Here is a 26,672-nt window from a genome sequence, read left to right as displayed (position 1 = left end):
CAGGGCTATCTCTGTGCTATAATGCCATATGAACACTCGTTCTTATCTATTTTGTAGAGAAACACGATCCGCCTGATTTGTGGAGTATATATATGCCCATACGACAACTGGCACCTGATGTGGCGGCCAAAATTGCTGCGGGAGAAGTGGTAGAGCGGCCAGCTTCGGTTGTAAAGGAACTGATTGAGAATAGCATTGACGCTGGCGCGACACAGATCCGTGTCGATCTGACGCATGGTGGCCTGCAGCTGATTCGCATTACTGATAATGGGAGCGGCATCCCGGTTGATGAGCTGCCCCTGGCTTTGACACGCCATGCCACCAGTAAAGTAGCCGATATTGATGATCTGGAGAATATTCGTTCGCTTGGCTTTCGCGGCGAGGCGCTGGCCAGTATCGCTGCCGTGGCTGAAGTGAGCCTGGTGAGCCGCCCGCGTGGATCTGAGCAGGGCGCGCAGATTAGCGCCCAGAGCGGGCAGATCTCGGATGCGACGGTGGCGGCATCGCCCGAGGGGACGACGATTACGGTACGCAACCTGTTTAGCGCGGTCCCGGCTCGGCTGAAGTTTATTAAGAGCCGCAATACCGAGGTTAGCCACTGCCATCATCTATTGGAGCAGTACGCGCTGGCCTATCCAGAGATACGCTTCAACGTGTTTAGTGAGGGGCGACAGATCTTCTCGACGCCGGGCGATGGGCAACTGGCGAGCGTGCTGGTGGAGGTGTACGGGCTGCAGATAGCCGAGCAGATGGTGCAGGTGCAGGGCGATGAGCAGCCCGAGGACCCCGCCTATCCTGTTATTACTGGCTATACCAGTCGTCCAACCGCCTACAAGAGCAATCGTCAGCATATCTCCTTCTTTGTGAATCGCCGCTGGGTGCTCAGCCGTATGTTGACTTCGGCGGTAGAGGGCGCGTACCACTCTCTGCTTTTGACCGGCCGTCATCCGATCGCGGTCATCAACATTCAGATCGATCCTTCTGTGCTGGATGTCAATGTGCATCCGGCCAAAACAGAGATCCGCTTTTTGAAGGAGCGCCGTGTCTACGCATCGATCTTGCGCGCGGTGCGCGCCGCCCTGCTGGAAGAGCCGGAGATGCCGCACTGGGACCCCAAACAGGAAGAGGTGGCGCCACAGCGTTCTTTTGAGGCACGCACGATTCAGCAGGAGCGCGAGGCCGTTGAGAAATTGGCCCTGGATATCGATGAGGAGACCGGTGAGGTCTATGAATCCGGCGGCGGTCAGCAGCCAGCTCCATTGCCAAAGGCCGGCGGACGCCATATTCCGGCCGATAATCCCTGGATGACGGTCACCGAGGAAGAGAGTGGGACGCGGCCCCCGCTGCTGGGACGCCTCTGGCAGAGCCATATTCCTTCTCCCGAGCGTTCAAAGAGTGAGTCAGGCCGCGCGTCTGTAGCACCTGAACCGGCTATCGAGGAGAGCTCGGAAGCCACCACCAGTGACCCTGCCGCACGGGACGTCGCGCCCGAGATCACGGAAGCGTCCGGTCCCGCGTTATCCCCGATTGAGCAGATGTGGCTGCAGCGCAATGGGAGGCAGGAGGAGCCCGTTAAGACTCCGGCCCCATCTCCGGTTCGCGAACCGGTCCAACCTGTATCACCTCCTCAACAGGTGTCGATGTTGGCTGCCAGTACATCTTCCTCTACGGAGCCGGCCATCGACGTGGTAGACCCGCACCGGACCGGCCATTTCCCCAAGGTGCGCGTGGTGGGTCAGGTGGCGCAGAGCTATATCGTAACTGAGGGCGAGGGAGGTATGTATCTGATCGATCAGCATGCCGCCCACGAGCGCATTCTGCTGGAGCGAATGGTGGCCTCTTTAAAGGCGCGCACACCAATCTCTCAGCTGCTGCTGACACCTATCCAGCTGGAACTGTCCCCCAACGAGTTAGAGGCGATTGAGGATCACCAGGCGCAGCTAGAGCAGATCGGCTTTAAGCTGGCCAGCGATAGCCATGATGGCACCCTGGAGGTACGCGCTGTCCCCAGTGTGCTGGTGAAGCAGATGAACGCGCGCTCCCTGCACGAGCTGTTGATCGAACTGAGCTCGGCGGAAAGCCTGGGTGATACAGAGACCTGGGAAGAGCGCGCCCTGGCTAACGTGGCCTGTAAGGCCGCCATCAAGGCGAACTACTTTTTGACCGTCAGCGAGATGCGCGAGATGCTCGAGCAGTTGGAGCAGACCAGAGCGCCCTTCAGTTGCTGTCATGGTCGTCCCACGATGGTGCATTTTGGGCTTAATGCCCTGGCCCGTGCATTTGAGAGGCGTTAGAACGTATGCTTGCTGATGTATTAACGTCGGCCGCCAGCTGGCTGGGTGAGGAGCGTGCTTTACTGACCTATGTGGTCCCTGAAGAGCTTGAACCCGAGTTGCGCGCGGGCCAGCTGGTGGCCGTTCCCTATGGGGAGCGCCTGGTAGAGGGTATCGTCTGGACTACCAGCCAGGACGAATGGGTGCAGCTTGAACCGGGTGAAGAGCTGCGTCCGATCCATACCATTCTGGATATTGAACCCTCCCTGCAGGGGCACCAGATGGCCCTGGCCCAGTGGATCGCTAATTACTATGTAACGCCGCTGGCATATGTGGCGCAGATGATGTTGCCACCCGGCCTGATGCAGCGTTCTCGGGCGGTGCTGCGCCTGGCTGATCACGACGAGCAGGCTCTCAATGCGGCCCTACAGGATGGTTCCCTGCAACTGCGCGCCCTGATCGGTCTGCTAATGACTGAAGGCACCATTGATGTCGAGCGGCTGAAGTCATTGCTGGGACCCAAACGGGCGAAAGAGGTGTTAAAAGAGGTGCGTCAGAGCGACCTCTTCTCGCAGGATTCGCAGCTGGATGCGCCACGCGCCAAAGCCCGTGTGAAGCGGATTGTGCGCCTGGTGTCGTGCGGCGATGCGCTGCAGGAGTGGCGTACCCGGACCGAAGAGCGGGCTCAGCGTAACTCCCTCCCGGTACCTGTACCCGTCATCCCTGACCACGTCATGCAGCCGAAGTCATCGGGACGCAAGGGGCGCAAAGCGGTTGTCAATCCCTGGGCGATTCCCGAGGCGGTCAGCGCGACCGCCACCCTGACCCTGGGCCGCAGCGACAAGGAGAGCCTCTGGGCCCAGCATCAGCTGGCCGCCGTGGATCTGCTCTTGCACAATACCGATCCCGATGCGCACTGGTCTGTCAATGCCCTGTGCAAGGCCAGTGGCATGACGAAGGCCCAGTTCAACCAGCTGCTGGATGAGCACATCCTGGCCATCGAGGAGGCCGAGCTGCGCCGCAATCCACTCCAGGGCAGAAATACGCCAACCAGCCAGCCTCTGCCGCTGACCCCCGATCAGCAGCACGCGCTGAACTGTATCGTCGGAAATGAGTACGATCTGCGGCCCATCCTTCTCCATGGCGTGACGGGCAGCGGCAAGACCGAGGTCTATCTGCAAGCTCTGGCGACCCTGATCGCGCAGGGGAAGCAGGGCATCATCCTGGTGCCTGAGATCGCCCTGACGACGCAGGCTGTGCTGCGTGTGGCGGCGCGCTTCCCGGATCGCGTGGCGATCATCCATAGCGAGCTGAGTACGGGGGAGCGTTACGACGAGTGGCGGCGCATCCGGTCCGGCGAGGTAGATGTGGTGATCGGCTCCCGTTCGGCTCTCTTTGCCCCTTTGCCCAACCTGGGCATCATCATCCTGGATGAGGAGCATGAGCCGGCCTACAAGCAGGCCGAGCGTCGACCAACCTATCACGCCCGCAACGCAGCCTTGATGCTGGGAAATATCCTGGATATTCCCGTGGTCATGGGAAGCGCTACGCCGGCCGTAGAATCCTTCTATCTGGCGGAGCAGGAGCATTATAGACTGGTGGAGCTGCCCGGTCGCATCAATGCGTCGCTGCCCCCGGTCGAGGTGGTGGATCTGCGCAACGAGCTGCACGCGGGCAACACCAGCATCATCAGCCGTCGCCTGCAGGAGGAACTGACCCGTGTGTTGGAGAACAGGCAGCAGGCCATCCTGTTTTTGAATCGGCGCGGCGCCGCCAGCTGCGTGCTCTGCCGCGACTGCGGCTATACCGTCATGTGCGAGCACTGTGATATTCCTCTGACTTATCACTCGACTGAGCGCATCCTGTTGTGCCACTATTGTGGCCTGCAGAGCAAGGTGCTGCAGTTTTGCCCTCAATGTAAGAGCTCGGGGATTCGCTATTTTGGGTTGGGCACCGAGAAGATCCAGGAGACGATTCAGCGCCTCTTTCCACAGGCGCGGCTGCTGCGCTGGGATCGTGATACGGCGCGCAACCGGCGGGCGCATGAGCAGCTACTGGACCGCTTCGCCAATCGCGAAGCCGATATTTTGATTGGAACACAGATGATCGCCAAAGGATTGGACTTGCCGGGCGTGACGCTGGTAGGGGTGGTATCGGCGGATATCGCACTGGGTCTGCCCGACTATTCAACGACCGAGCGGGCTTTTACGCTGCTGACCCAGGTGGCGGGTCGCGCGGGTCGTGGCGCCGAAGCGGGCCAGGTGATTATCCAGACCTTCAATCCGCAGCACTTCTGCATTGAGACGGCCTCGCATCACGATTACCATGAATTTTATCGCGTCGAGATCGAGTCTCGCTATCGCTATCAGTATCCACCCTTCCGCCGCTTTGTGAAGTTTACTTATAGTCACGAGAATCGCCATCGTTGTCAGAACGAGGCGATCTTGCTCTATGACCGCTTGCAGCAATGGATTGAGCGCCTGGGGCTGACTGATACGGATATCGTGGGACCGGCACCGGCCTTGATGGAACGTTTGCGTGGCAAGTATCACTGGCAGATGATTGTGCGTGGACCAGATCTGCATCAGCTCCTGCGCGTCATCGAGGCGCCACAGTGGGAGATCGACATTGATCCCGTGAGCACTCTGTAAGCGGTCCCTCATCCGTGAAGATAGATCTAATGGCTATTACGCGTGCCAGCTGTGCATAGGAGAAATTCTTCCAGGGCTGGCATGACGATACTGGCATGCGTATAGAAGGCCATGTGGCTGCCGTTGGGGATCACCATTAACTGGGCCTGGGGAGCCTGGCTGGCTAGCAATTCCGCGTCGGCGAACAGCACCTCATCGTCCCCTGTGCCATGTACAGCGAAGGTTGGCACATCGATGTTCCACAGGGGATAGGTGCTGATTTTCTCGAACTGCTCCATGTCGTTGTCGTAGCCGTGCTTTCTCTGACTATAGAGCAGGGCGGTACGTACCAGGTCGGTCGCCGCCGCCCCCGCCGGCTGCAGCCTGGCGAATGGCAGGGCGAGGTAGATCACCGCATCAAGCGCAATAACCTTATTATAGAACTGTCTGAATATACGCTTGAGCGGTGGATAGGTCCGCCAGATCTCACGTTCTGAATAGTGTTGGGTCACCCCGCTGATCATCACCAGGCCGCTGCAACGCCCGGCATGGCGCAGCGCGAACTGGATCGCTGATGGTCCGCCGCCTGAGATACCCAGCACGCTAATCTGGCCGATATGCAGTTCGTCCAGCAGGGCCGCGTACAGGTCCGCCTGCTCTTCGGGTGTGGGGGCCGTTTCCAGCGGTGTGCGCAGGTAACCTGGACGCGAGATGGACAGGTACGAGAACTGTGGCCGGCCAAACAACCGGGCAAAGGCCTGCCCCATATCGTAGCCGCCCGGTGAACCATGCACGATCAATACGACCGGCCCCTCGCCGCTCAAGCTATACTCAATTGGTCCTAACCGTGTCTCGATCAGTGAACTGCCCGCGGCCAGGCGGCTGATCGCTTTTTGACGCCAGCTACGATATGTCGCCGTATAACATATCGCGCTGATTGCTACCGCGGCTCCCGCCAGTAGCCAGCGCTTCCCTTGCATATGCTCATCCCTTCGGTCTCCTCAGTGAACGTTATGTTATAGTTCAACAATACTCGACAAACGTCAAGATTTTGTATAGATTTGTTAAAAAATCCGGAAAGAAAAATTTCCAATGAAACGGTGAGGCCAATAAGCGCGCCCAGCGCTTATTGGCCTCACCGTTTCATTGGAAAAAGGCTAGTCGTTCCAGCTAATGAATTTTGTAGGGGTGACGCTGATGAGCTGCGAATACTCTTTACTCATATTCTCGAAGGTCCAGCCCATGGATTTCATCTGTTCGGCATACTTACTGGCGTATGCCTGCAGCATAGCCGCGTCTTGCTGCTGCTCCAACCTGGCTTCACCCTCGATAATGACGATGTCGCCGCCTCCATCCCGTGTGTCCAATGATAGGGTAACGTAGGGACTGCGCTCGATGTTGCGGATCTTCTGCTTGCCGGGCTGGCTGAAAATAAAGACCTGGTTGTTGTGCCATAAGAACCAGACGGGGACTGTATGTGGACGCCCGTTGGCTTTAACGCTATTCAACCACATCATCGACTCCTGCTTGAGCCGCTGATCAACATGTGCATCCTTTGGCTGTGACAAATCAAGTGCCATCGTATCTTCCTTCCTTCGCTGATTTCACTCTAGATCGCTACAAGCCGCGCGCTTCTCGCAGCTTATATATATTATGTAAGCATAAGAACAATCTTTTGTGACACTATGTTCCATTTTTCCAGTATTCCCTCTCTTCCTACGCTCAACTATAGATGATAGAATGTCATCTATGGGGATTTTTTATGGACTTATGGCGGCTGTCTTCTGGGGACTCGGTGATTTCTGCGCGCGCTATGCGACGCACCGTATTGGTACCTATCGCACGCTTTGCTATCTACAGTTTGTTGGCATTTTTGGCTTAACCATTTATCTACTTGTGACCGGGGAACTCCAGCATGTGTTTGCGCAGGCGGGCTGGCAACCCTGGCTATGGGCCTTGCTGGCCGCGTTGCTCAATATTATTAGTTCGCTGGCCTTATATCGCGCGTTCCAGGTCGGAACGCTATCTCTGGTCTCGCCCATTGCCGCCAGCTACGCCGTGGTGACGGTGGTGCTGGCCTTTTTGAGTGGCGAGGTGTTGACAGGCCTGCAAAATCTGGCCATCGCACTGGTGTTGCTGGGAGTTATCGCGTGTTCAACACCTTCGATGGCGGCTGATGGGAAAAAGCGAAAGCTGTGGACGTCGCCCTGGCGGGGCGCATCCAGCCGGGGAATCCTGCTGGCGTTGTTGGCTTCGCTGGGATATGGATTGACCTTCTGGGTGCTGGGCTTTCTGGTGACGCCCGGCCTGGGCAATATCACGCCGGTCTGGTTTATCCGTATCGTGACGCCGTTTGTGCTGCTGTTGTGCTCACCCCTGGTGAAGCAGCCGCTCACGTTTCCGCGCGGCAGGGTCTGGCTGCTCCTGCTGGGCACAGGCTTCTTTGACACGCTGGCGTATATCGCCTATACCAGCGGCATGCAGCCCGGCCAGGTCTCACTGGTTACCATGCTCTCCTCGCTCTATAGCGCGGTCACGGTTCTGCTGGCGTGGCTCTTCCTGCGTGAACGCTTGCAACGCACGCAATGGCTGGGCATTCTGGTCATCTTTATTGGGATCGTCCTGGTCAATCTGTAGTTTATTCTTATAGTATAGAAAAAAACGACAAAAAGTGTGGATGCCTGCCGAGGCATCCACACTTTTCTTTATTGGCGCATAGTAGCGTAGCGGTCATGTTTGGGATAGGCCACGTCGATCTGGCTGGGGCACAGCATAGCGCGTGCCAGCAGGCCGCACATCTGCGCCAGGCCATTCAAGATGATGCGCGCTCCCCAGCCAACCAGCAGTCCAACAGGGACGGCGATGAATGTGCGGGCGAACATGATCGGATCAAAGGCGCCGTCGTGTATCTCTATGAAGAGCAGGTAGCTATGGGTATGGTGCCCCGCAGCATGGACCAGGCCATCGATATAGAGGTTAAGCATATAAATCAGCGGCTCTAAGGTCAGGCCCAAGGCTACCAGTGGTAGGGTAACGACCAGTACGAAAGAAAGGATACCCAGCGGGAACTTGAGCAGCATATAGACCATGCTCTTCCAGGTGACAGCGTCGCTCAGGCTCGCGCGCAGCCAGCGCAAGAGCTTACCTTTCCCCTCCACCGGCTGTCGTGGTGGAATATAAGGCATCGGCATCTGCAGCAGATTAGCCGCCAGATCGCGCTCCATAATGGCGATACCACGGATAGCCAGCAGCGTCAGCAGCAGGATCGGTAGCCCGATCCAGACGATTACGGTCCCCAGTCCCAGGGAGAGCCCGACCACTAAAACTACAAAGTAGAGGATGCCCAGAGGGAACGACAGGAGCAGGTAAAGCATATTGCCGAGTGTATACCTGACATCCGGATTTCTCTGTCTCTGTGTTTGTGAATATTCTTCTTGCATATGTAGGGCAGCCATTCTTTTCTCCTCATTTTCTCATCTATCGATTTAGTACACCTATCTTTCAGGCGATAACTCTGTATTCGCTTTGACACTTAGAGCATACGCGCAGATCTTAGCGGGAATATGCCAAAATTGTTACATTTCTGTGTCTATCCGCGCCTATGGCACGCTCGCGCTTTCGCACCTGCGGTGCTCACTGAGGAGTGGTTATGTGGGTGCATGGGGTGCGCCGAGCGCACCCCATGCACCCACATAACCACTCCTGTTTTTCCCATAGTAAGTAAGTGCAACAGGCGCATCTGCGCCTGTTGCACTTACTTACTAAAACCATCGCGGCCGCGTGTGTGGGGGCGCGTGAGCGCCCCGGGAAAAGTGTGTCTGACACACCCCAACCTGCTTGCCAGAACGCAGCAAACATGTGATACTGTGATGAGCGAAGCGTCTATGTTTGAAACTGCATGAAAAGCGAAAAAATATGGTATTTCAAGGATCTCTCTTCGATTCAGGCGATAAAGCAGCCCCTAACAAGAAAAATATGGCGGCCGCCTCTGATAGCGGCAGCGCGGGGCCGGGCGAGCCGCTGGCGGCCCGCATGCGTCCACGTACATTGGATGAGGTGGTGGGACAGGAACACCTGCTGGGTCCGGGCAAGCTGCTGCGCCGCATTATCGAGAACGATAAGGTCTCGTCGATGATTCTCTGGGGCCCTCCCGGAAGCGGGAAGACGACGCTGGCCGAGGTGATCGCCCATCAGACCCACGCGCTCTTCGTACGCCTGAACGCTGTTTCGGCGGGAGTGGCGGACCTGCGCAAGATCGCCGAGGAGGCGAAGAAGCAGCGCTTCATGGGCCAGCGTACGATCATGTTCGTTGATGAGATCCATCGCTTCAATAAGTCGCAGCAGGATGCTATCTTGCCAAATGTAGAGCGTGGGGTGGTGACGTTGATCGGGGCCACGACCGAGAATCCTAGCTTTGAGGTGAACTCCGCCCTGCTGTCGCGTTCACGCGTCTTTGTGCTGCGTGCCCTGACCGAAGACCAGATTGTCTCTATCCTGCGCGGCGCGCTGGCCGATAAGGAGCGCGGACTGGGCAACTGGCAGGTGACGGTGGATAATGCGGTATTGCACCAGGTGGCGATCTTTGCCAGTGGTGATGCGCGCACCGCCCTCAACGTGCTTGAACTGGCGGTCGTGGGCACGGGTGAGCCGGTGGTGGAGGGTGAGCCGGTTGAGATCACCACCGAGATGATTGAGGACGCCATGCAGCACCGGGCCTTGCAGTACGATAAAGGCGGCGATCAGCACTATGATATGATCTCGGCCCTGCACAAGGCCGTGCGTGGCTCCGATCCCGATGGCAGCCTGTACTGGCTGATCCGCATGCTGGAAGCCGGTGAAGATCCCCTATATATCGCGCGCCGCGTGGTGCGCATGGCCGCGGAAGACATTGGCCTGGCTGATCCGCAGGCCCTCTCTATCTGTGTCGCGGCCCAGCAGGGGGTACATTTTGTGGGCATGCCGGAGGCCGGTGTCATCCTGGCCGAGGCGGTTGTCTACCTGGCCACTGCCCCCAAGAGCAACGCCGTCTATAACGCCTACAACCAGATTCGGTCCGAAATCCTCAACGGTCACAATGATCCTGTTCCGCTCTGGATCCGCAATGCTCCCACCAGCTTGATGAAGCAGCTTGGCTACGGTAAAGAATACAAGTATGCCCACGACTACTATAAAGATATGGAGATCGATGATCCTGAGCGGCCTCCTTCCGATCGCTTACAGGCGTACCTGCCAGAAAGCCTGGCGGGACGCCATTTCTATGAACCCGGCAAGCAGGGCAAAGAGAATAGCATCCGCCAATGGCTGGAAAAGAGGAATGCTGGTCAGCAGGCCGAAAAGGATAATGGCTGAAAGCCATGAGTTTGTGCCTTCGGCCATGACACTACGCGCCTACGGCGCTCAGAAGTTTTTTTATGTATATGGCGGTGTGATCTGTGCGCAAGGCGCACAGATCACACCGCCATATACATAAAAAGGGGAATTTTTTAGCGGTAAATGAGGTAGCCGGCGCCGGCGGCGAGTACGAGGATCAGGAAGATGTTGACGCGCCGGGTGTAGGTCAGGGCGAAGGCGATGGCGCAGATGGCCCAGCTACGCCAGTCGGCTCCGGAGCCGCTACTGATGGTCCAGAAGACGGTGAGGAAGGTTCCGACTACGGCCAGCGAGATGCCGCGCATCAGGCCGGGTACCCAGCGCTGGTGTTCGATGCGCCCATAGACGTTGGCGACGACCAGCACGAAGAATGGCGGGATGGTGATTGCTATCAGGGCCAGCAGGGCCCCCATAAAGCCATAGGTCAGGTAGCCCAGACAGATAACCCATAGTCCGTTGGGTCCTGGACTGATCTGTCCGATGGAGATGGATTTCCCAAAGTCGGCTTCGACCGCCCAGTGATTGGCTGTGAGATCTTGCTGCAGACTGGGCAGATTGCTGAAGCCGCCAGATGAGAAGACGGTGGCTTTGAGGAAGATCAAGAAATATGCGATTGGATTTATCAATTTAACGCTCCTCCTCACCTTTCTTTGCGAGCAGGGGACGGGTGAAGCAGAGCACACCCAGCAGCGCGGTACCGGTGAGAACGATAAAGACTGGCACTTTGATGATAATGGCTATTGTGCAGAGCGCGATGAGGGCCACGCTGATAATAAGGTTGAGTGGACCCTCCTTGTAGGCGCGCAGTAGTTGTGGTTGGGCAAAGTTAATGCCGACCAGTAGCATAATACCCGCCGTCGCCGGAACCACGCCCTGCAGGATGGCCTGCACCAGGTGGAGATGTTCCACCTGCTTGAAGCCGGCGGCGAGCAGACAGGTAATGCCTGCGCTTGGCAGGAGCAGGCCCAATAGGGAGACGAAAATACCAGCATTTCCACCTAGCTTCTTCCCAATTAGAATAGTTAAGGCAACGAGGTTAATTCCTGGCGCAAACAAACATAAGTTCCAGTAGTGTGTATATTCATCCATGGTCATCCAGGGACGTTTCTGGACAAATTCGCGTTGAATCAAGATATTGGTGGTCGCCCCCCCACCAAATGATTGCAGTCCAATGCTGGTCCAGGTGAGGAATAAGCGTCTCAGACCAGGCCGTAGATCCTGTTGTGTTACTTGCATGTTTGAAAACCTTTGCTCAATGAGGAGAACATCGATGTAGCTGTTCTTTTATTGTAAAACATTTCTCCTTTTACCTTTAGCTATCAGGCTGCGGCGTCACGCGGCCTGAGCGGCATGATGTTATAGAATAAAGGTATGCGAAACGAATTATTAGCCTGGTTTGCTCGTGAAGGATTGCTGCTGACAGACGTGGTCTCGTCCGCGCAAGATCCTGAACACGATGAAATAAAGGTAGCGGTACGTGCGCCGCTGCTCGCTCTCAGTCGCGCTTACAATGACTTTCGGGAATGTCCCGATCCGGTGCTCTTTGGCTATCCAGAGCCGTCTCTGGAGATGATGAATCTGGATGATATGAATGAGTTTGTGTTGAGCTGGTTCGAGCGGGCCGTTGCGGCGGGCATGGCACGATGCTTTGTCTGCAATCAACTGCTCGATATGGGCGAAGAGAAGCCGTGGGACGCGGTTTTTGTCACTCGTGATATGTATTGCTGGCTGCTGGTCCACTTCGATTGTAAGCGCTATCTGAGTCGTGACTTGAAGGGGCGCCATCCATTCGAAGTATCGGCCCAGCCACCAGAGTTTTTTGATTTGCGTCTCACCTGAGAGGTTTATGATGGATAAAAATCAAGTTACCGGTTTGCTAGAAGAGATCGCGGTCCTGCTGGCCCTGAAAGAGGGGAGCAGCGTGTTTGAGATTCGCGCCTATGAGAATGCCGCGCGCGCGGTGGGATCGCTGGAGGGGAATCTTGAGCAGTTGGTCAAGGAAGGTAAGCTTAAAGGCACGCCCGGTCTGGGATCAACGATGATCAAGCGTATCGAGGAGGCGGTGGAGACTGACCATATCCTGTTTCGTGATGAACTGGTAGCCAATACTCCCCAGGTCAAACTGGATATGAGCCGCATTCCAGGTCTGGGTCCCAAGCGTATCAATACGATCTATCAGCAGTTGAACGTCAATAGTCTGGCGGAACTGGAGCAGGCCTGCAAGGACGATCGTGTTGCGCACATCCCCGGCTTTGGCAAGAAGACACAGGAAAAGATTCTTCAGGGCCTTGAGTTCTTGAGCCAGCATTCCGATCGCTATTTATATGATGTGGCGGAGGCGGAGGCGGAACGTATTCGCGCAGCCCTGGCGGAGCAGCCTGGCGTGGTGCGTCTGCAGATCGCGGGTAGCCTGCGCCGCCGTCGCGAGACGGTCAAAGATATCGATATGGTCCTGAGCGTCGATGACCAGGCGGGCAGCGATGTGCGGCGCGCGATTATGGATTTCTTTACCAGCCAGCCCTCGGTGAAGGCGATTACCGGCAAGGGTGACACCAAGTCCAGCGTCGTTCTCAACAGCGGCATCGCCATGGATCTGCGCCTGGTGAACGATAGCCAGTTCCCCTATACCCTGCACCATTTCACCGGCTCGCGCGAGCATCATATCCCCCTGCGCCGTCGCGCTCTAAGTATGGGCATGACCATCAATGACTACGGCCTGTTCAAGGTTGAGAACGGCGATGAGACCCTGGTCCCTTGCAAAGACGAAACCGATATCTATCACGCGTTGAAGATGGATTATGTGGAGCCTGAATTGCGCGAGGATATGGGCGAGATTGATGCGGCGGCGCGTCATGCCCTACCAGAGCTAGTGCAGGAGAGCGATCTGCGTGGTGTGTTGCACGCACACTCGACCTGGAGTGATGGTCAGAATAGCATTCGCGACATGGCCGAGGCCTGTATCGCCCGTGGCTACAGCTATCTGGGAATGTGTGATCACAGCCGGGCCGCCGCCTATGCCGGTGGCTTGAGTCCCGATGACTTAAAGCGCCAGGGTGAGGAGATCGATAAGCTTAACGAAGAATATGCTGGCCGCTTCCACATCTTGAAGGGGACCGAATGCGATATTCTGCGCGACGGCGCGCTGGATTTCCCTGATGACGTGCTGGCCAGCCTGGATTTTGTGGTCGCTTCCATCCACAGCAATTTTAACCTCTCACAGGAGGAGCAGACCCAGCGTATGCTGCGCGCCATCGCCAATCCCTATGTTGATATCATCGGCCACGCGACCGGTCGTATCCTGCTCGGCCGCCCCGGCTATCCCATCGACCTGGACCAGGTGATCGATGGCGCGGCACAACATGGTACCTGTATCGAGATCAATGCCCACCCTTCGCGCCTGGATATGGATTGGCGCTATGTGCGCAAGGCGCGGGACAAAGGGATCAAGATTCCAGTCAATCCAGATGCCCACTCGGTTGCAGGGATTGACGTGATGCGATATGGTATAGGGATAGCTCGCAAGGGCTGGTTACGTCCTGAAGATGTACTCAATACATTGGATTTTGAAGCGTTGATGACCTTCTTCCACGTAAGAAGAAGTAAGAAGTAGTTCTCCTGAGTTTATGCCGATACATGATATTATCATGAGCTACCCTGTGAAGGGGCGCGAGAGAAAAAAAGGTTTTGCGGGGACTTGAGCATGCTCCCAACATGCTCGCCCGCCCTCCCGCACCTCCCGCATGAGAGCACAGATGGCAGGCGCCGGGAGAAAACTGCTGAGATTCTATCCTGGTCCCTTAGGGGATTGGACTTGAATAGATATCATAAAACGGAAAGAGGAAGAAGTTAGCTATGGCAGAACGAACTGTATTAGAAGTGCAACCACGAACAGTAATGGGTAAGGCCACCCGGCGCCTGCGTCGCGAGGGTTTGATTCCCGCCAATGTCTATGGGCATAAGCAAGATCCGACGCCCATTCAACTCGATGCAGTGATCTTCGACCGTCTACGCCGTCAACACGCTGCGCGCAACATCATTAATCTGCGCTTGCCAGATGCTCCTGAGGAGACGGCCCTGATCCGCCACGTCCAGCATGCGCCTACTGGTGAGGTGCTGCATGTGGATTTCACCCGCGTCAGCCTGCGCGAGCGTCTTGAAGTGAAGGTGCCTCTGCACTATGTTGGCGAGGCCCCTGGCGTCAAGATTCAGGGCGGCGTATTGCTCCCTCTGCTTGATGCCTTGACGGTGGAGTGTACCGCCGCGTCCATCGTCGAAAGCCTCGACGTGGATATCACGGTTCTAACCGATTTCGATTCCAGCCTGCACGCCAAAGATGTTAAGCTACCGAACGGTTATAAATTGGTGACCGATCCAGATGAACCGATTGTGAAGGTTGCGGCGCCGCGCGTTGAGGTACCTGAGACGGCTGCTCCTGAAGCTGCTGAAGAGGCTCCTGCCGCCGAGGAGGCTCCTGCCGCATCCGAGGAGAGCGCGGAATAATATCAGCGCTATTGAACACGAAAACAGGCGACCAGATCTGGTCGCCTGTTTTCGTGTTCAATAGCACTGGTTCATTTGGTGGATTTTTTTATTTCTACTAGAGATTGTGATATTCTATGGATAATATTTTATATGGCAACATTTCTTGTGGGAAGTGAGTGGTAGATATGCGTATCATGATTGTGACCGACCAGTATCCTCCAATGGTGGGAGGCGTGCCAACCGTGACCCACGGACTGGCGACCGATTTCGCTAATCGCGGCCACCAGGTATGGGTGGTGGCTCCCAGCTATGGGGCACGCGATGTGCGCAGGATGGAACAGAAGGTACGCGTCTATCGCTTCTCTTCGTTTGAATGGCCAACATACAAGGATCTGCGTATTCCATTCCTTCCATTTGTTCCTGTGCGCAACCTGATCAAGCGCTCCGACCCAGACATTATCCATATCCATTCTCCGATTGTGCTGGGCAATATCGCTCAGCTACTGGCGGGCGGCCTGCGCAAACCGGTGATTACCACCAATCACTACCTACCTATTAATATGAGCCGCTCACTCAGCTCTGATCCTTTTCTGGGTAAGCATTTTAGCAATATCACCTATTCTTACCTGATCAATTTTTGCAATCGGTGCGAATATGTGACGGCCCCGACGATGACGGCCCTGAATCTGCTTTACGAGCATGGACTGCGGGCCCCGGCGGCCGCGATCTCGAATGGCATTGATCTGCAGAAGTATCAGCCGGGTGCGCCTGAACCTGCGATTCTGCGCCAGTTTGGCCTGCCCGTGGATAAGCCGTTGATTCTACACGTCAATCGATTGAGTGAAGAGAAGCGCGTGGATGTCTTGCTGAACGCGGTGCCAAAGTTGAAGACGGACGCCCATGTCGCGCTGGTCAGCTCGGGTCCAGCGGAGGCTGAATTGCGCGCCCAGGTGGAGGAGTTACAGATCGGTGACCGGGTCAGTTTCCTGGGATTTGTGCGCGACGCGGACCTGCTGGCGCTGCGACGTACGTCGTCGTTATTTGTGATCCCATCCGAGGCCGATCTGCAGAGTCTGGCGACGATGGAGGCGATGGCCTGTGGCCTGCCGGTAATCGCGGCCAACTCGTACGCGCTCCCGGAACTGGTACACCACGAGGTGAATGGCTTCCTGTTTACGCCCGGCAATAGCGATGAACTGGCTATTCAGATCGATACGCTGCTGAGCAATGCTGATCTGCGTACAAAGATGGGCCAGCAGAGCTTACAGATTATCGCCACCCATGATCGCGTCAGGGTGCTTGATACCTGGGAAGATCTCTATCGCCGCCTCTCAATCGAATTTAAAGAGCAAAAGATGTTGCGCCAGCAGCTACGTACAGCGCGTAAATATCCAGGTTATAAGGCGGAAGAGGTCAAGAATGTGAAGCGCCCACATATCCGCCGTACCGGTGACCTGGGACTGGACCAGACCACGTCCCCACGGCGTAAGCCCAGGCCGAAATAGTCGGGTACCCTCACCCTGGCTGCATTGATAGGGTTATCTATGCTTAGGCGTGGCGCCCCAGCGGCGATGAAGCAAGCGGGCCAGGCGGCGCTCAATATCCCAGCGCGTTTGAATACATTGATACCGTACCCAGGCCTTACAAAGGGTATACCAGGAATCGGGTTCCTGGTAGGGGAGCGTGGTTTTGCTGTTCGCTCCGGAATACATTGTGCGCACGGGTATGGCCGTCAGCCTCGATTGTTGAAAGATATCCCGGTTGGATAGCGCTGCTAATTTCGCGCAAAGCTGGTGGATAAAAGATGAAGTTGTAGCGGTTATTTCCTGTTTGGGCGATCTGTACATGCTGCTTCTCTGGCTCCCGGGCAGAAATAGGTAGCTTGCTAGCCGGGCATGATTGCCCACGGCGTACATTCAGCGATTCATTTGTCTGGTAGTATACTGCCTTTCCCTACGTTTGTCCAGTTATCCATGTGTGCTATGTCATATAAAGGACCATGACCTGTAATCAATCGGTATTTTATTGACAAAATAATAAAAGATGCATTATACTATCGATGTGCTTATAGGTAGTACGTAGTTTGTATTCGTGCAACTTATTTCAGCATATGCAGATGTATGGAAGATTGTGTGGTGAGTGCTGCATCAGCTAGCTGGTGCGAGGGCCTCAGGTTGCCTGGGTGGAAGTCCGGGGAAAGGGGTTAGTGTTATGTTGCCTGAAGATGATGTGAAGCCCGTATCAATGTCAACATCTGAAGCTGGTCGTAAGGGAGGGAGTACGGTACGCGATAAATATGGCGAGGACTATTATCGCCGTATCGGAAAAAAAGGAGGCACCAGGCTGAAGGAGAAGCGCGGCAGCGAGTATTATCGTGAGATCGCCCAGAAGGGTGGTCAGGCCAACGTCAATAAGTATGGGGTTGAGCACTTTTCGGCCATGGGGAAGAAGGGGGGCAACATGACGAAGGCCCGCCAGGACCCCGACTTCTATCGTCGCATTGGCAAATTAGGTAGCGCCGCCCGGCGCCAGAAGAAGAATATAGATTCCCAGTCCCCACAAAAAATGTCCCACTAGTTTAAGCTCCTTTTTCGCCATTACTGGCACAATTAACAATCCCTTTTACTCTTTGCGCGCTGTTTCGCGAAAGGAGCAAAAGGGATTGTTAATGTTAAATGGTTGAATTTTAACAGTAAATTAACATATCCATAAAGCATAGTTAATTCACAAATGCTAATTTATGAATGCGACAACACGATAAAGAAATTCTAGTATTAGAATTTTGAGTTTATTTCTGCGCGAATGCCTTTTTTTATAGCTCGTTTTGAGGAGAGTTAGGAGAACCTATGTTAACTAAGTGGCGCATTGCATTTATTCTTACCGCGTTAGCAATGCTGAGTATTCTGGTAACCGCGTGTGGTGCTTCGACCACAACTGGTAGCAATGACAGTGGCAGCACGCCAACCGCGACAACTGCGACAACGGGTGGCTCGACAACCAAGATCAATTGTGAGTCTGGCACTCTGGGCACCGGTGGTTCAACCGCTCTGGGACCCCTGGTCCAGGCTGCGGCGAAAAACTATCAGGGCCAGTGCTCTGGCGCGAACATCACCACCCAGCTGACGGGTAGTGGCGCAGGCCTGAAAGGTGTCCACGAGGGCAGCCTGAAGATTGGTAACTCTGACAACTTTGTCGACTTGACGAAGAATCCAGAATACTCTGACCTGACCGATAATCAGGTTGCTGTTGTTATCTTCTCTGTTATCATCAATAAAGATGTGACCGGTGTGAAGAACCTGACCTCTGCTCAGCTCAAAGATATCTTTACCGGTAAAACCACCAACTGGAAGCAGGTCGGTGGCCCTGACCTGGCGATCGCTGTTGTCAGCCGCCCTTCCGGTTCTGGTACCCGCAACACCTTCAAAAAATACGTCCTTGGTGGTACCGATGAGAGCGTCTCTGGCGCCAACCACACCACCGCCAAGACCTCGGGTGACGTTGCTTCCAGCGTGCAGAGCAAGAGCGGCGCGATCTCTTATGACACCATCCACTTCGCTCAGACGAACAATCTGACCACCGTCCAGATCGATGGCCAGGATCCTACCCAGGACAACGTTAAGACCAACGCTTACAAGTTCTGGAACATCGAGCACATGTACACTAAAGGTGCCGCTAGCGGCCTGGCGAAGTCCTTCATCGATTATGTTAAAGGTTCCGATGCCGCCTCTCTGCGCCAGCAGCTCGGCTTCATGGACATCAGTGCCGTGTCGCCGGACGCTATCGCTGCCAAGACTCCCAAAAAGTAAGTTCTTCTGAGGTAGCGAGAGTTACCCAGTTGATACATGTTCCTGGAATGGCCCGCGAGGGGCTGTTCCAGGAAATATACACGATAAAAAGAGATTGTTTTCAGTAAGTAAGTAAGAGTGTTCCATCAGGTAAGGAGTAGTGCATTGTGGCGGCTAATAGTGTGAATGCTCAGGTTTCGCGAGATCCCCGTAGTATACGGACCCGGCGCAGCCGGTTGAGTGACAGCATCGCCAAAAATATTTTCCTCTTTTGCGCCATTCTCGTGGTCGCCATTATCTTTGGCGTTTTTATCTTCCTGGGCTTTAATGGCTTGAAGATGTTCCAGGATCCGGCAGCCAAGAATTTCTTCACCAGTACAAAGTGGGATCCCACTGCGGATTCCCCAAGCTTTGGGGCGTTGGGTTTTATCCTGGGCTCTGTGGTTACGACCCTGATCGCGACCATCATTGTGACGCCGATCTCTTTTGCTACGGCTCTCTACCTGACCGAGATGGCGCCAAAGTGGGTGAATGCATTACTGCGCCCCTTGATTGAGATCTTTACCGGCATTCCATCTGTCATCATTGGTTTCCTGGCCCTGATCGTGCTGATCCCCTGGCTGGCCAAGGTTGCGGCACCGATCGCACCGAGTGCGGCCAATGCCGGTGTGGGTTGGGGCGCGGCTACCCTGGTCCTGGTGGTTATGGTTCTGCCGACTGTGGTGAGCGTGTCTATGGACGCGTTGACCGCGGTGCCAGGAAGTGTGCGTGAGGCCAGCCTGGCCCTGGGTTCGACCCGCTGGCAGACGATGAAAGATGCTATCCTCCCGGCCGCTGCGGCTGGCCTGGGCACTGCGGTCGTGCTCGGCATGACGCGTGCCATTGGTGAGGCGCTGGCCGTCGGCATGGTGCTGCAGGGTGATGTAAACCTGCCACAAAACTTATTCACACCGGGTGTATTCTTCCAGCCTAATATCAATATCACTAACGCCATCTTGAACTACTTTTCCGAGGCCTCTGGCACGGAGCGCAATGGTTACCTGATGCTGGGTTTTGTCCTGCTTATCATTTCGTTCCTGTTCATCTGCTTGAGCCGCTACATTGCCAGTAGGAGTGTGTATAAATGAGTGCTCAACAACAGATTGCGCCATCTTCCGTCGATCAGCAACAGCAGGAACGTGTGGCCGCGCTCCAGCGCCTGGCACGCCGGCTCCATATGAACAATACTATCGCCAGCACCGTGCTGGCGTTGGTGACGGCGTTGTCGGCCCTGCTGTTTATCGCCATCATTGTGAAGCTGCTCGTCGATGGTGTTCCTTATCTTATCAATCCAGATTTCTACGGTACGGACAGCGTCGGTGCGGTTGGGCAGCAAGTCTTTAATACCATTTACCTGCTGGTTTTTTCAGAGATCATTCTGATACCCATTGCTCTTTCGGCGGCTATCTATCTGGTGGAATATGCACGCCAGGGTCGGTTGGTAACGGTCATCCATTTCGCGGCTGAGACGCTGGCTGGCGTTCCTTCGCTGGTGTTAGGTCTGTTCGGCTACCTGGTTTTTTCCAGTGTGCTGGGATTTGGCCTGAGCCGCCTGTCGGGTACGCTGACCCTGCTCTGCCTGAACTTTCCGGTGGCGCTACGTCTGTTTGAGGATGCACTGGCCACTGTTTCGCGCGAGCAGCGCGAGGGCGGCCTGGCTCTGGGCTCGACCAGGTGGCATATGATCCGCACGGTGGTTCTGCCCTCAGCCCTGCCGGGTATTATTACCGGTATCGTACTGACGGCTGGCAAAGTCATTGCCGAGGCGGCGGCGCTCATCTTTACCATGGGTTCATCGAATCCTTCAAATGTGTACTCGCTGAATCCTATGATCAGTACCGATAATTTGACGATCCATATCTGGTTCCTCAAAACGGTAGGCGCGGGAACCATCCCCGAGAACGTGGCCAATGCTGTTTCGGCCGGTTCGTCGGCTCTGCTCATTATCATCCTGTTAGTTATTAATCTTGGCTCGCGCTTCCTGGGTCGTTTCATCCAGCGACGAGTCATGGCTGCGTAAATATCGTAACCCTTTGAGCGTTCGACGAGCATTCATCTAGAATGCGATGCAAACATACGAGAAGCGAGGATCAGTTAATGATCAATCTTTCGGCAAATAGCCTGGCTGAAAACATGACCCTTCCCGAAGGTGCGAACATCTATTCACGCAAGGTTGCGCGTAGTGGCCATATCTCTTACGAGGGACGGCCGTACTTCATTAGCAAGGCTTTAGCGGGACGCTATATTCGTTTGATTGTGGTAGATGATCGCATGATTGTGGATGCCGCCATTCCACTACATAAAGAGTACCTGCTGGCCTAGTCAACAGAATGGATGTTATTGTGCTTGACAAGTATGAGGAGTAGTGATGGAGAATCAACACCAGGAACGGACTCAGGTAGTTGAAGGGAACTATCAGGTTCGGCCTCTAGCAAAAATGGAGTCCAGGGAGAATACCGCTCCGGTCTCTGACGTGGCCCGCCATATGGGCGAGTTTGATCCAACCCAGACCTTGAACACATCGGCTGGTACAAAGGTTAATGTGCGGCACGCCAATTTCTTTTATGGTCCCAAACAGGCGTTGTTCGATGTCTCTCTGCCACTGCGCGAGCGCCAGGTGACGGCCCTGATCGGCCCCTCAGGCTGCGGTAAGTCTACCTTTTTGCGCACGCTCAATCGCATGAATGACCTGATCCCCAATACACGTACCGAGGGTGAGGCCATCTTTGACGACTTCAACATCTATGATAAGAAGACCGATGTTGTCCTGCTGCGCCAGCGTATCGGTATGGTGTTCCAGCGCCCCAATCCTTTTCCCAAGTCCATTTTTGATAATGTGGCCTATGGCCTGAGGGTACAGGGCAAATCGCAGAAGGTGATCAAGGAGCAGGTAGAGGCTAGCCTGCGTGGTGCCGCGCTCTGGGACGAAGTAAAGGATCGCCTGAATACGTCGGCGCTGGGTCTTTCCGGTGGTCAACAGCAGCGTTTGTGTATCGCGCGCGCTCTGGCTGTGGAGCCAGAGGTCCTGCTGATGGATGAGCCCTGTTCTGCTCTGGATCCTATCGCTACCCTGAAGATTGAGGAATTGATCACCGACCTGGCCAAAAACTATACGATTGTGATCGTGACACATAACATGCAGCAGGCCTCCCGCGTCTCCCATTTTACCGGCTTCTTTTTGAGCGGTAAATTGATCGAGGTGGCCCCGACCGTTAACCTGTTTGAGCGTCCCCGACAAAAAGAAACGGAAGATTATATCAGTGGACGTTTCGGCTAAGAGACCAGGCAGGAGGCGGCTGTGGCACGAAAAATACTTGTAGTGGATGATGAGGCGGTCTTAATCGAAGCCATTGCGTATAATCTTGAACAATCTGGCTATCAGGTCGTCACAGCTATGGACGGCCTGAGCGGCCTGGAAATGGCCCGTAAGGAGCCGCCAGATCTGATTGTGCTTGATATTATGCTTCCGGGCATGGATGGCCTTGAGGTGTGCCGTCAGCTGAGACGCGAGGACCGTACGGCGTCCGTCCCTATCATCATGTTGACCGCTAAAGCTGAAGAGATTGATAAAGTAGTGGGCCTTGAGGTGGGAGCGGACGATTACGTGACGAAGCCCTTTGGACGTCGCGAGTTGCTCGCCCGGGTGCGAGCCCTGTTGCGACGCGTAGATTATCCTGTCTTGCAGGAGGATCGCTCGGGGCAGCAGGATGCCGCGACGGAAAGGGATGGTATTGTCCCACCACGCAGCGAGCTGGTGGCGGGTCCTTTGCGTATTGATCAGGCCGGACGGCGTGTCAATTGCCGTGGGCAGGATTTAGAGCTTCAGCCCAAGCAATTTGATCTGTTGACCTACCTGGTGCGCAATCGCGGTACGGTGTTGACCCGCGATCAACTGCTACATAACGTCTGGGGGTACGATTATGCCGGTGATACGCGTACCGTTGATGTACACGTGCGCTGGCTGCGCGAAAAGCTTGAAGAAGATCCCGCCAGCCCAAAACTTATCCAGACCGTACGCGGCGTTGGTTATGTTTTCCGCGCATAATATTCCCCAGAACACTTTATCGCAAGGAAGCTAGCGATGCCACGAACTATTCTGGTTGTAGTCAAAGATAAAGATCTGCGTCAGTACATTACGGCAAAATTGCAAGCGGAGGCCTATGTTGTTCAGGCTCTGGAGCAATGCTGTCAGGTTGTTGAGCTGGTTTCCCGGCTTGAACCTTCGCTGGTCATTTTCGATGTTGAGATATGCTATGCCGATCAGTTCGCGACCTGCCGTGATCTGCGGATCGAGCATGTTACGGCCTCGGTCCCCCAGCTGTTACTGGTGCATAGCACAATTGAAATTACACGCATAGAGCGGTCCGAGGTCCAGATTGACGACTATGTTGTGCAGCCGATCTGGTGGCAGGAGTTGCTGGCCTGTGTCCATACCCTGGCGCGCAGCGGCAAGCGTTGGAGCCAGCATAAAAACTCTGTCCGGTCTGTAGCGCGCCGCAAAATGGTTCCTACTGGTGGTGAGCAACAGTTGTCGATCAATGGCCTTGTGATTGATATCGCTCACCACCAGGTCATATATAACGATCGCTGTATCGAGCTTCAGCAGCCGATTCTTTTTGATCTGCTGCTCTACCTGGTGCGTCATCAGGGGGTGGTACTCTCCCGTGAGAGGTTGCTTCAGCAGGTATGGGGATATGAGCAGGCGGAGGGATCGCGTACCGTCGATGTGCATATACGCTGGCTGCGTCAGAAACTGGAAGAAGATCCATCCCACCCGCGGCTCCTGCAGACCGTACGCGGGGTAGGATATTGCTTTAAAGTATAAAGAAACCAGGGACATGGCTGCGTCCCTGGTTTCTTTATGCTCTATTTGTCTACTTGCTGGACTTCAGCCTGCGGCTGCTGGTCCTGCTCTATCTTTGTCAGCCCTTCGGCGATCGCCTGGGCGACGCCGGTCTCGGCGGTCTGGCGAGCGACGCGGAGCGCGTTCTTGATCGCCTTGGCATTGGAGCGGCCATGCGAGATGATCGCTGATCCGTTAATGCCCAGCAGTGGAACGCCGCCATATTCGGCGTAGTCGAGGCGCTTAAAGACCTTGCGCAGTCCCGGCTTCAGCACGGCGGCGGCCAGCTTGTTGACCAGTGAGCTGGTCATTTCGGCCCGCATCAGTCCCAGCAGGGTTTCGGCCAGGCCCTCGCTCAATTTCAGCACCACATTGCCGACAAAGCCATCACAGACCACGATATCGACCACGCCGGCGGGAATGTCGCGTCCCTCTACATTGCCGATAAAATTGATGCCCAGGGCGGCGGCATTTTGTTTTAAAAGCTTGTGGGTCTCAACCACCTGCTGGTTGCCTTTGCTCTCCTCTTCACCGTTGGCCAGCAGGCCGACGCGCGGGGAAGAGATGTTAAAAATGCGCTCCATATAGATCGAGCCCATGAGCGCGAATTGCTGTAAATATTCAGGCTTGCAGTCGGTGTTGGCCCCCATATCGATTACCAGGCACGCTTTATCTCGGGTGGGGAAGATGCCTCCCAGGGCTGGTCGATCGACTCCCGGGAGGCGTTTGAGTGTAAAGAGAGATGCTGCCATCATGGCGCCGCTATTACCCGCGGAGACGGCTCCCAGTGCTTTTCCGTCGCGTACCAACTGTAAGGCCACGATGAGCGATGCGTTCTTCTTGCGCCGTACAGCGGTCGCCGGATGATCATCCATCTCAATCACTTCATCGGTATGGACGATGGGCAGGTCCAGCCCTGTTGTGTCGTGCTTGGCCAGTTCGGCCCGAATGACCTCTTCGCGCCCAACCAGGTAGACACCAATACCATATTCACGAGCGGCCTGTACCGCGCCCAGAACGATTTCACCGGGCGCGTTATCGCCACCCATAGCATCCAGTGCAACGCGAACAGGAGCACTTACGGAAGCACTCATGCTTTTCTTCCCCCAGGTTCTCCAATAGTATGTTTGACAAGTTCAACGAGTTTATCCAGATCGAACGGTTTATAGACGATATGCGCTACACCCGCTTCACGGAACTCTTTCTCTTCGTTGCCCGCGCCCAGAAACGCGGTGACGACGATGACCGGGATCTGGCGGTCGACCGCCATGGTCATTAACTTGAGTTCGTCACGGCCATCCAGGTATGGCATCATCAGGTCAAGCATGACAAGGTCCGGCTGGTGCTCACGTACAGCGTCATAGAAGCGCAGGCTCTGCGTGGTCATGAAGGTCTCGTAACCTTCATCGGCCAGGGCTTCGGTGAGCAGATCGGCAATCGTTGGGTCATCGTCCATTATAAGGATTTTTTTGGCCATGATTCATCATCCCCTCATCTCTACACTTGCTGTAAAAAGCATTGTGATGCCGTTAACAGACAACTGCGAACGTTATTTGCTTTCAGTGTTATGCCATCTATGAGTGCAGCTATCCTGAGCGTGATTTGAGCATACCACCCGTGTCGCCTCGACTGTTGAGATATGGTGACGTAGCTAGCTGCGATCACGCGGCATGTACGCTTGTTTTTTATCGTTATGATATGCAGCGGTGGCCCCTGCCCATAAGTAGAAGGACACAAAGGGATGGGCCTCCCTGCGTAGATAAATGTATTATAACATCCCCCGATGGTGTGTGTATGTTCCCTTCTCCTTTTTTTCTAATAGATAGGACTATGGGCTAGCAAATCATCCTCTTTTCTCCTGCTGTTTAGGAATATTGTTTTAGGCAGCTTATGTACGATAGAGATGGTAGGCTCATGTGTGTCGCCCGGTATAGCGCGGCTGCCGTGTGTGGCGACAGCCGTGATCCGATCTATATGCGTACTGACTGTGCGTGTTTTTCGCGTTTACAAGTGCATTCAACATGCGCTATACTAGCGTAAAAATATCCGCGTTTTGGTTGTGTCTGGAGGAAATCTTTCGTGAAAATCACATGTAAGCAACAGGATTTGAGCCGTGGACTCTCTATTGTGAGCCACGCTGTCTCGAGCCGGAGCACGCTTCCGATCCTGGCAAATATTTTAGTGTCAACGGACCAGGGACGCCTGAAGCTCTCTGCGACCAATCTGGAGATCGGTATTAACTGCCTGATCGATGCCGAGATTATGGAGGATGGCACTACGACGGTTCCGGCGAAGACCTTTACCGATCTGGTCAATAGCCTGCGTCCGGGACAGGTTGAGCTGAATGTGGCCGATGAGTCTAACGATGTCAATGTGAAGAGCACCGGGAGTAATGCCAATATCAAGGGTATGGACCCGTCGGAGTTCCCTTTGATCCCCAGTGCGGAAGGCGATGAGGAGCCGATTATCCTGGATGCGGGCATGCTGAAAGACATGATCGCCCAGGTGGTTTTCGCGGCGGCCGACGATGATTCTCGTCCCGTGCTTACAGGTGTGTTGGTGGAGGTGGCCAATGAACAGGTCTCGTTCGCGGCAGCCGATGCCTTCCGTCTCGCACTGCGCCTGGCACCCCTGGCCGGCCATACCGCCAGCCACAGCAGCATCCTGATCCCGGCGCGTACCCTGAGCGAGCTGGCGCGTATCCTGCCCTCCGATGGAGCGGTCCAGATGGTGGTGACGCCGAATCGTAGCCAGGTCCTCTTCCACACTGAGCATATCGACCTGGTTTCGCGCCTGATCGAGGGCACGTTCCCCAACATTAAAGCGGCCATTCCAAAGGAGCATACGACGCGCGCCGTGGTGGAGACCAAGGAGTTCGCGGCCGCCGTTAAGACGGTGGCGCCGTTCGCCCGCGATAGCTCCAATATTACCCGCATTAAGATTACCAGTGGTGGTGAGCAAGAGGCAGGCGCCGGCACACTGACCCTGGAAGCGACCGCTGAGGATGTGGGTAATAACGTGACCACCATCAACGCGGCGGTGGATGGGCCCGATCAGGAGATCATCTTCAATGTGAAATACCTTGGCGATGTCCTGTCGATCCTGGATACACCTGAGGTAGCCCTGGAAGTGACATCAGCGGCTCGTCCTGGCGTTGTCAAGCCGGTGAGCGCGGCTGAATACACCTATGTTATCATGCCAATGAGCACAAATCGCTAACGTCTTTCCACATTTACCAGTCTGATAAGAA

Annotated in this window: 25 protein-coding genes; 17 read left to right on the top strand and 8 right to left on the bottom strand. The window is 55.2% G+C overall.

From position 1 onward, the window contains the following. Window positions 1-92: 92 nt before the first annotated feature. Both mutL and priA read left to right on the top strand, forming a co-directional pair. Complete coding sequence (gene mutL / locus AABA21_RS22495) at window positions 93-2,294, top strand: DNA mismatch repair endonuclease MutL (protein ID WP_338253833.1); 2,202 nt, start codon at window positions 93-95, stop codon at window positions 2,292-2,294. A 5-nt stretch (window positions 2,295-2,299) separates the two neighbouring features. Then, the gene (gene priA / locus AABA21_RS22490; protein ID WP_338253831.1) at window positions 2,300-4,924 is read left to right on the top strand and encodes a primosomal protein N'; all 2,625 of its coding nucleotides are present in this window, start codon (window positions 2,300-2,302) and stop codon (window positions 4,922-4,924) included. A gap of 26 nt (window positions 4,925-4,950) precedes the next feature. Here priA and AABA21_RS22485 read toward each other — a convergent pair whose 3' ends face one another. Both AABA21_RS22485 and AABA21_RS22480 read right to left on the bottom strand, forming a co-directional pair. Next, window positions 4,951-5,883, bottom strand: a complete 933-nt coding sequence (locus tag AABA21_RS22485) for an alpha/beta fold hydrolase (protein ID WP_338253829.1) — start codon at window positions 5,881-5,883, stop codon at window positions 4,951-4,953. Between the two features lie 177 nt (window positions 5,884-6,060). Further along, window positions 6,061-6,483, bottom strand: a complete 423-nt coding sequence (locus AABA21_RS22480) for a TIGR03667 family PPOX class F420-dependent oxidoreductase (RefSeq protein WP_338253828.1) — start codon at window positions 6,481-6,483, stop codon at window positions 6,061-6,063. Between the two features lie 169 nt (window positions 6,484-6,652). Between AABA21_RS22480 and AABA21_RS22475 the strand changes: the two genes are divergently transcribed. Further along, on the top strand, window positions 6,653-7,540 hold the full coding sequence (locus AABA21_RS22475) for a DMT family transporter (protein WP_338253826.1): 888 nt from the start codon (window positions 6,653-6,655) through the stop codon (window positions 7,538-7,540). 68 nt (window positions 7,541-7,608) lie between these two features. Here AABA21_RS22475 and AABA21_RS22470 read toward each other — a convergent pair whose 3' ends face one another. After that, the gene (locus tag AABA21_RS22470; RefSeq protein ID WP_338253825.1) at window positions 7,609-8,358 is read right to left on the bottom strand and encodes a sensor domain-containing protein; all 750 of its coding nucleotides are present in this window, start codon (window positions 8,356-8,358) and stop codon (window positions 7,609-7,611) included. 460 nt (window positions 8,359-8,818) lie between these two features. Here AABA21_RS22470 and AABA21_RS22465 point away from each other — a divergent pair, with 460 nt between their 5' ends. Then, window positions 8,819-10,252 (top strand): replication-associated recombination protein A, encoded by a 1,434-nt coding sequence (locus AABA21_RS22465; protein WP_338253824.1) that lies wholly within the window; start codon window positions 8,819-8,821, stop codon window positions 10,250-10,252. Between the two features lie 134 nt (window positions 10,253-10,386). Here the strand turns inward: AABA21_RS22465 and AABA21_RS22460 are convergent, their stop codons facing one another. Together AABA21_RS22460 and AABA21_RS22455 are read right to left on the bottom strand one after the other, a co-directional pair. Further along, complete coding sequence (locus AABA21_RS22460; protein WP_338253823.1) at window positions 10,387-10,899, bottom strand: chromate transporter; 513 nt, start codon at window positions 10,897-10,899, stop codon at window positions 10,387-10,389. A gap of 1 nt (window position 10,900) precedes the next feature. After that, window positions 10,901-11,509, bottom strand: a complete 609-nt coding sequence (locus AABA21_RS22455) for a chromate transporter (protein ID WP_338253822.1) — start codon at window positions 11,507-11,509, stop codon at window positions 10,901-10,903. 135 nt (window positions 11,510-11,644) lie between these two features. Here AABA21_RS22455 and AABA21_RS22450 point away from each other — a divergent pair, with 135 nt between their 5' ends. The 4 genes from AABA21_RS22450 to AABA21_RS22435 all read left to right on the top strand — a co-directional run bounded on the left by AABA21_RS22450 (window position 11,645) and on the right by AABA21_RS22435 (window position 16,260). Then, entirely contained in the window at window positions 11,645-12,112 is a 468-nt protein-coding gene (locus AABA21_RS22450; protein ID WP_338253821.1) for a hypothetical protein, read from the top strand. 7 nt (window positions 12,113-12,119) lie between these two features. Then, window positions 12,120-13,883: a DNA polymerase/3'-5' exonuclease PolX gene (gene polX, locus AABA21_RS22445; protein WP_338253820.1), complete on the top strand. Its 1,764-nt coding sequence runs from the start codon at window positions 12,120-12,122 to the stop codon at window positions 13,881-13,883. Between the two features lie 242 nt (window positions 13,884-14,125). After that, entirely contained in the window at window positions 14,126-14,773 is a 648-nt protein-coding gene (locus tag AABA21_RS22440; RefSeq protein WP_338253819.1) for a 50S ribosomal protein L25, read from the top strand. Window positions 14,774-14,940: 167 nt separating this feature from the next. Further along, window positions 14,941-16,260 (top strand): glycosyltransferase, encoded by a 1,320-nt coding sequence (locus AABA21_RS22435; protein WP_338253818.1) that lies wholly within the window; start codon window positions 14,941-14,943, stop codon window positions 16,258-16,260. Between the two features lie 33 nt (window positions 16,261-16,293). Here AABA21_RS22435 and AABA21_RS22430 read toward each other — a convergent pair whose 3' ends face one another. Continuing rightward, window positions 16,294-16,602: a hypothetical protein gene (locus AABA21_RS22430; protein WP_338253817.1), complete on the bottom strand. Its 309-nt coding sequence runs from the start codon at window positions 16,600-16,602 to the stop codon at window positions 16,294-16,296. 364 nt (window positions 16,603-16,966) lie between these two features. Here AABA21_RS22430 and AABA21_RS22425 point away from each other — a divergent pair, with 364 nt between their 5' ends. The 8 genes from AABA21_RS22425 to AABA21_RS22390 all read left to right on the top strand — a co-directional run bounded on the left by AABA21_RS22425 (window position 16,967) and on the right by AABA21_RS22390 (window position 23,404). Beyond that, window positions 16,967-17,332, top strand: coding sequence for a hypothetical protein (locus AABA21_RS22425; protein ID WP_338253815.1), 366 nt, complete (start codon window positions 16,967-16,969; stop codon window positions 17,330-17,332). Window positions 17,333-17,601: 269 nt separating this feature from the next. Next, window positions 17,602-18,561 (top strand): phosphate ABC transporter substrate-binding protein, encoded by a 960-nt coding sequence (locus AABA21_RS22420; protein WP_338253813.1) that lies wholly within the window; start codon window positions 17,602-17,604, stop codon window positions 18,559-18,561. Window positions 18,562-18,707: 146 nt separating this feature from the next. After that, window positions 18,708-19,667 carry a phosphate ABC transporter permease subunit PstC gene (gene pstC / locus AABA21_RS22415; protein ID WP_338253811.1) on the top strand — a complete coding sequence of 320 codons (960 nt, stop codon included), beginning with the start codon at window positions 18,708-18,710 and terminating at the stop codon, window positions 19,665-19,667. Then, entirely contained in the window at window positions 19,664-20,599 is a 936-nt protein-coding gene (gene pstA, locus AABA21_RS22410) for a phosphate ABC transporter permease PstA (protein WP_338253810.1), read from the top strand. Before pstC ends, pstA begins: the two co-directional genes overlap by 4 nt. A gap of 77 nt (window positions 20,600-20,676) precedes the next feature. Beyond that, on the top strand, window positions 20,677-20,901 hold the full coding sequence (locus AABA21_RS22405) for a hypothetical protein (RefSeq protein WP_338253808.1): 225 nt from the start codon (window positions 20,677-20,679) through the stop codon (window positions 20,899-20,901). Window positions 20,902-21,064: 163 nt separating this feature from the next. Beyond that, window positions 21,065-21,856: a phosphate ABC transporter ATP-binding protein PstB gene (gene pstB, locus AABA21_RS22400; protein WP_420917208.1), complete on the top strand. Its 792-nt coding sequence runs from the start codon at window positions 21,065-21,067 to the stop codon at window positions 21,854-21,856. Window positions 21,857-21,877: 21 nt separating this feature from the next. Further along, on the top strand, window positions 21,878-22,624 hold the full coding sequence (locus AABA21_RS22395; protein WP_338253804.1) for a response regulator: 747 nt from the start codon (window positions 21,878-21,880) through the stop codon (window positions 22,622-22,624). A gap of 36 nt (window positions 22,625-22,660) precedes the next feature. Beyond that, on the top strand, window positions 22,661-23,404 hold the full coding sequence (locus tag AABA21_RS22390; RefSeq protein WP_338253802.1) for a winged helix-turn-helix domain-containing protein: 744 nt from the start codon (window positions 22,661-22,663) through the stop codon (window positions 23,402-23,404). A 41-nt stretch (window positions 23,405-23,445) separates the two neighbouring features. Here the strand turns inward: AABA21_RS22390 and plsX are convergent, their stop codons facing one another. Continuing rightward, window positions 23,446-24,516, bottom strand: coding sequence for a phosphate acyltransferase PlsX (plsX, locus tag AABA21_RS22385; RefSeq protein ID WP_338253801.1), 1,071 nt, complete (start codon window positions 24,514-24,516; stop codon window positions 23,446-23,448). Then, window positions 24,513-24,878, bottom strand: coding sequence for a response regulator (locus tag AABA21_RS22380; protein ID WP_338253800.1), 366 nt, complete (start codon window positions 24,876-24,878; stop codon window positions 24,513-24,515). The genes plsX and AABA21_RS22380 overlap by 4 nt, the downstream gene beginning before the upstream one ends. Before the next feature lie 623 nt (window positions 24,879-25,501). Here AABA21_RS22380 and dnaN point away from each other — a divergent pair. After that, a complete protein-coding gene (gene dnaN, locus AABA21_RS22375) occupies window positions 25,502-26,641 on the top strand; it encodes a DNA polymerase III subunit beta (protein WP_338253799.1) in 1,140 nt (379 codons plus the stop codon). Window positions 26,642-26,672: the final 31 nt, after the last annotated feature.

This window comes from Dictyobacter halimunensis, assembly GCF_036245075.1.
The sequence above is the reverse complement of the archived record's forward strand: the minus strand, read 5'-3'. Positions and strand labels throughout refer to the sequence as shown.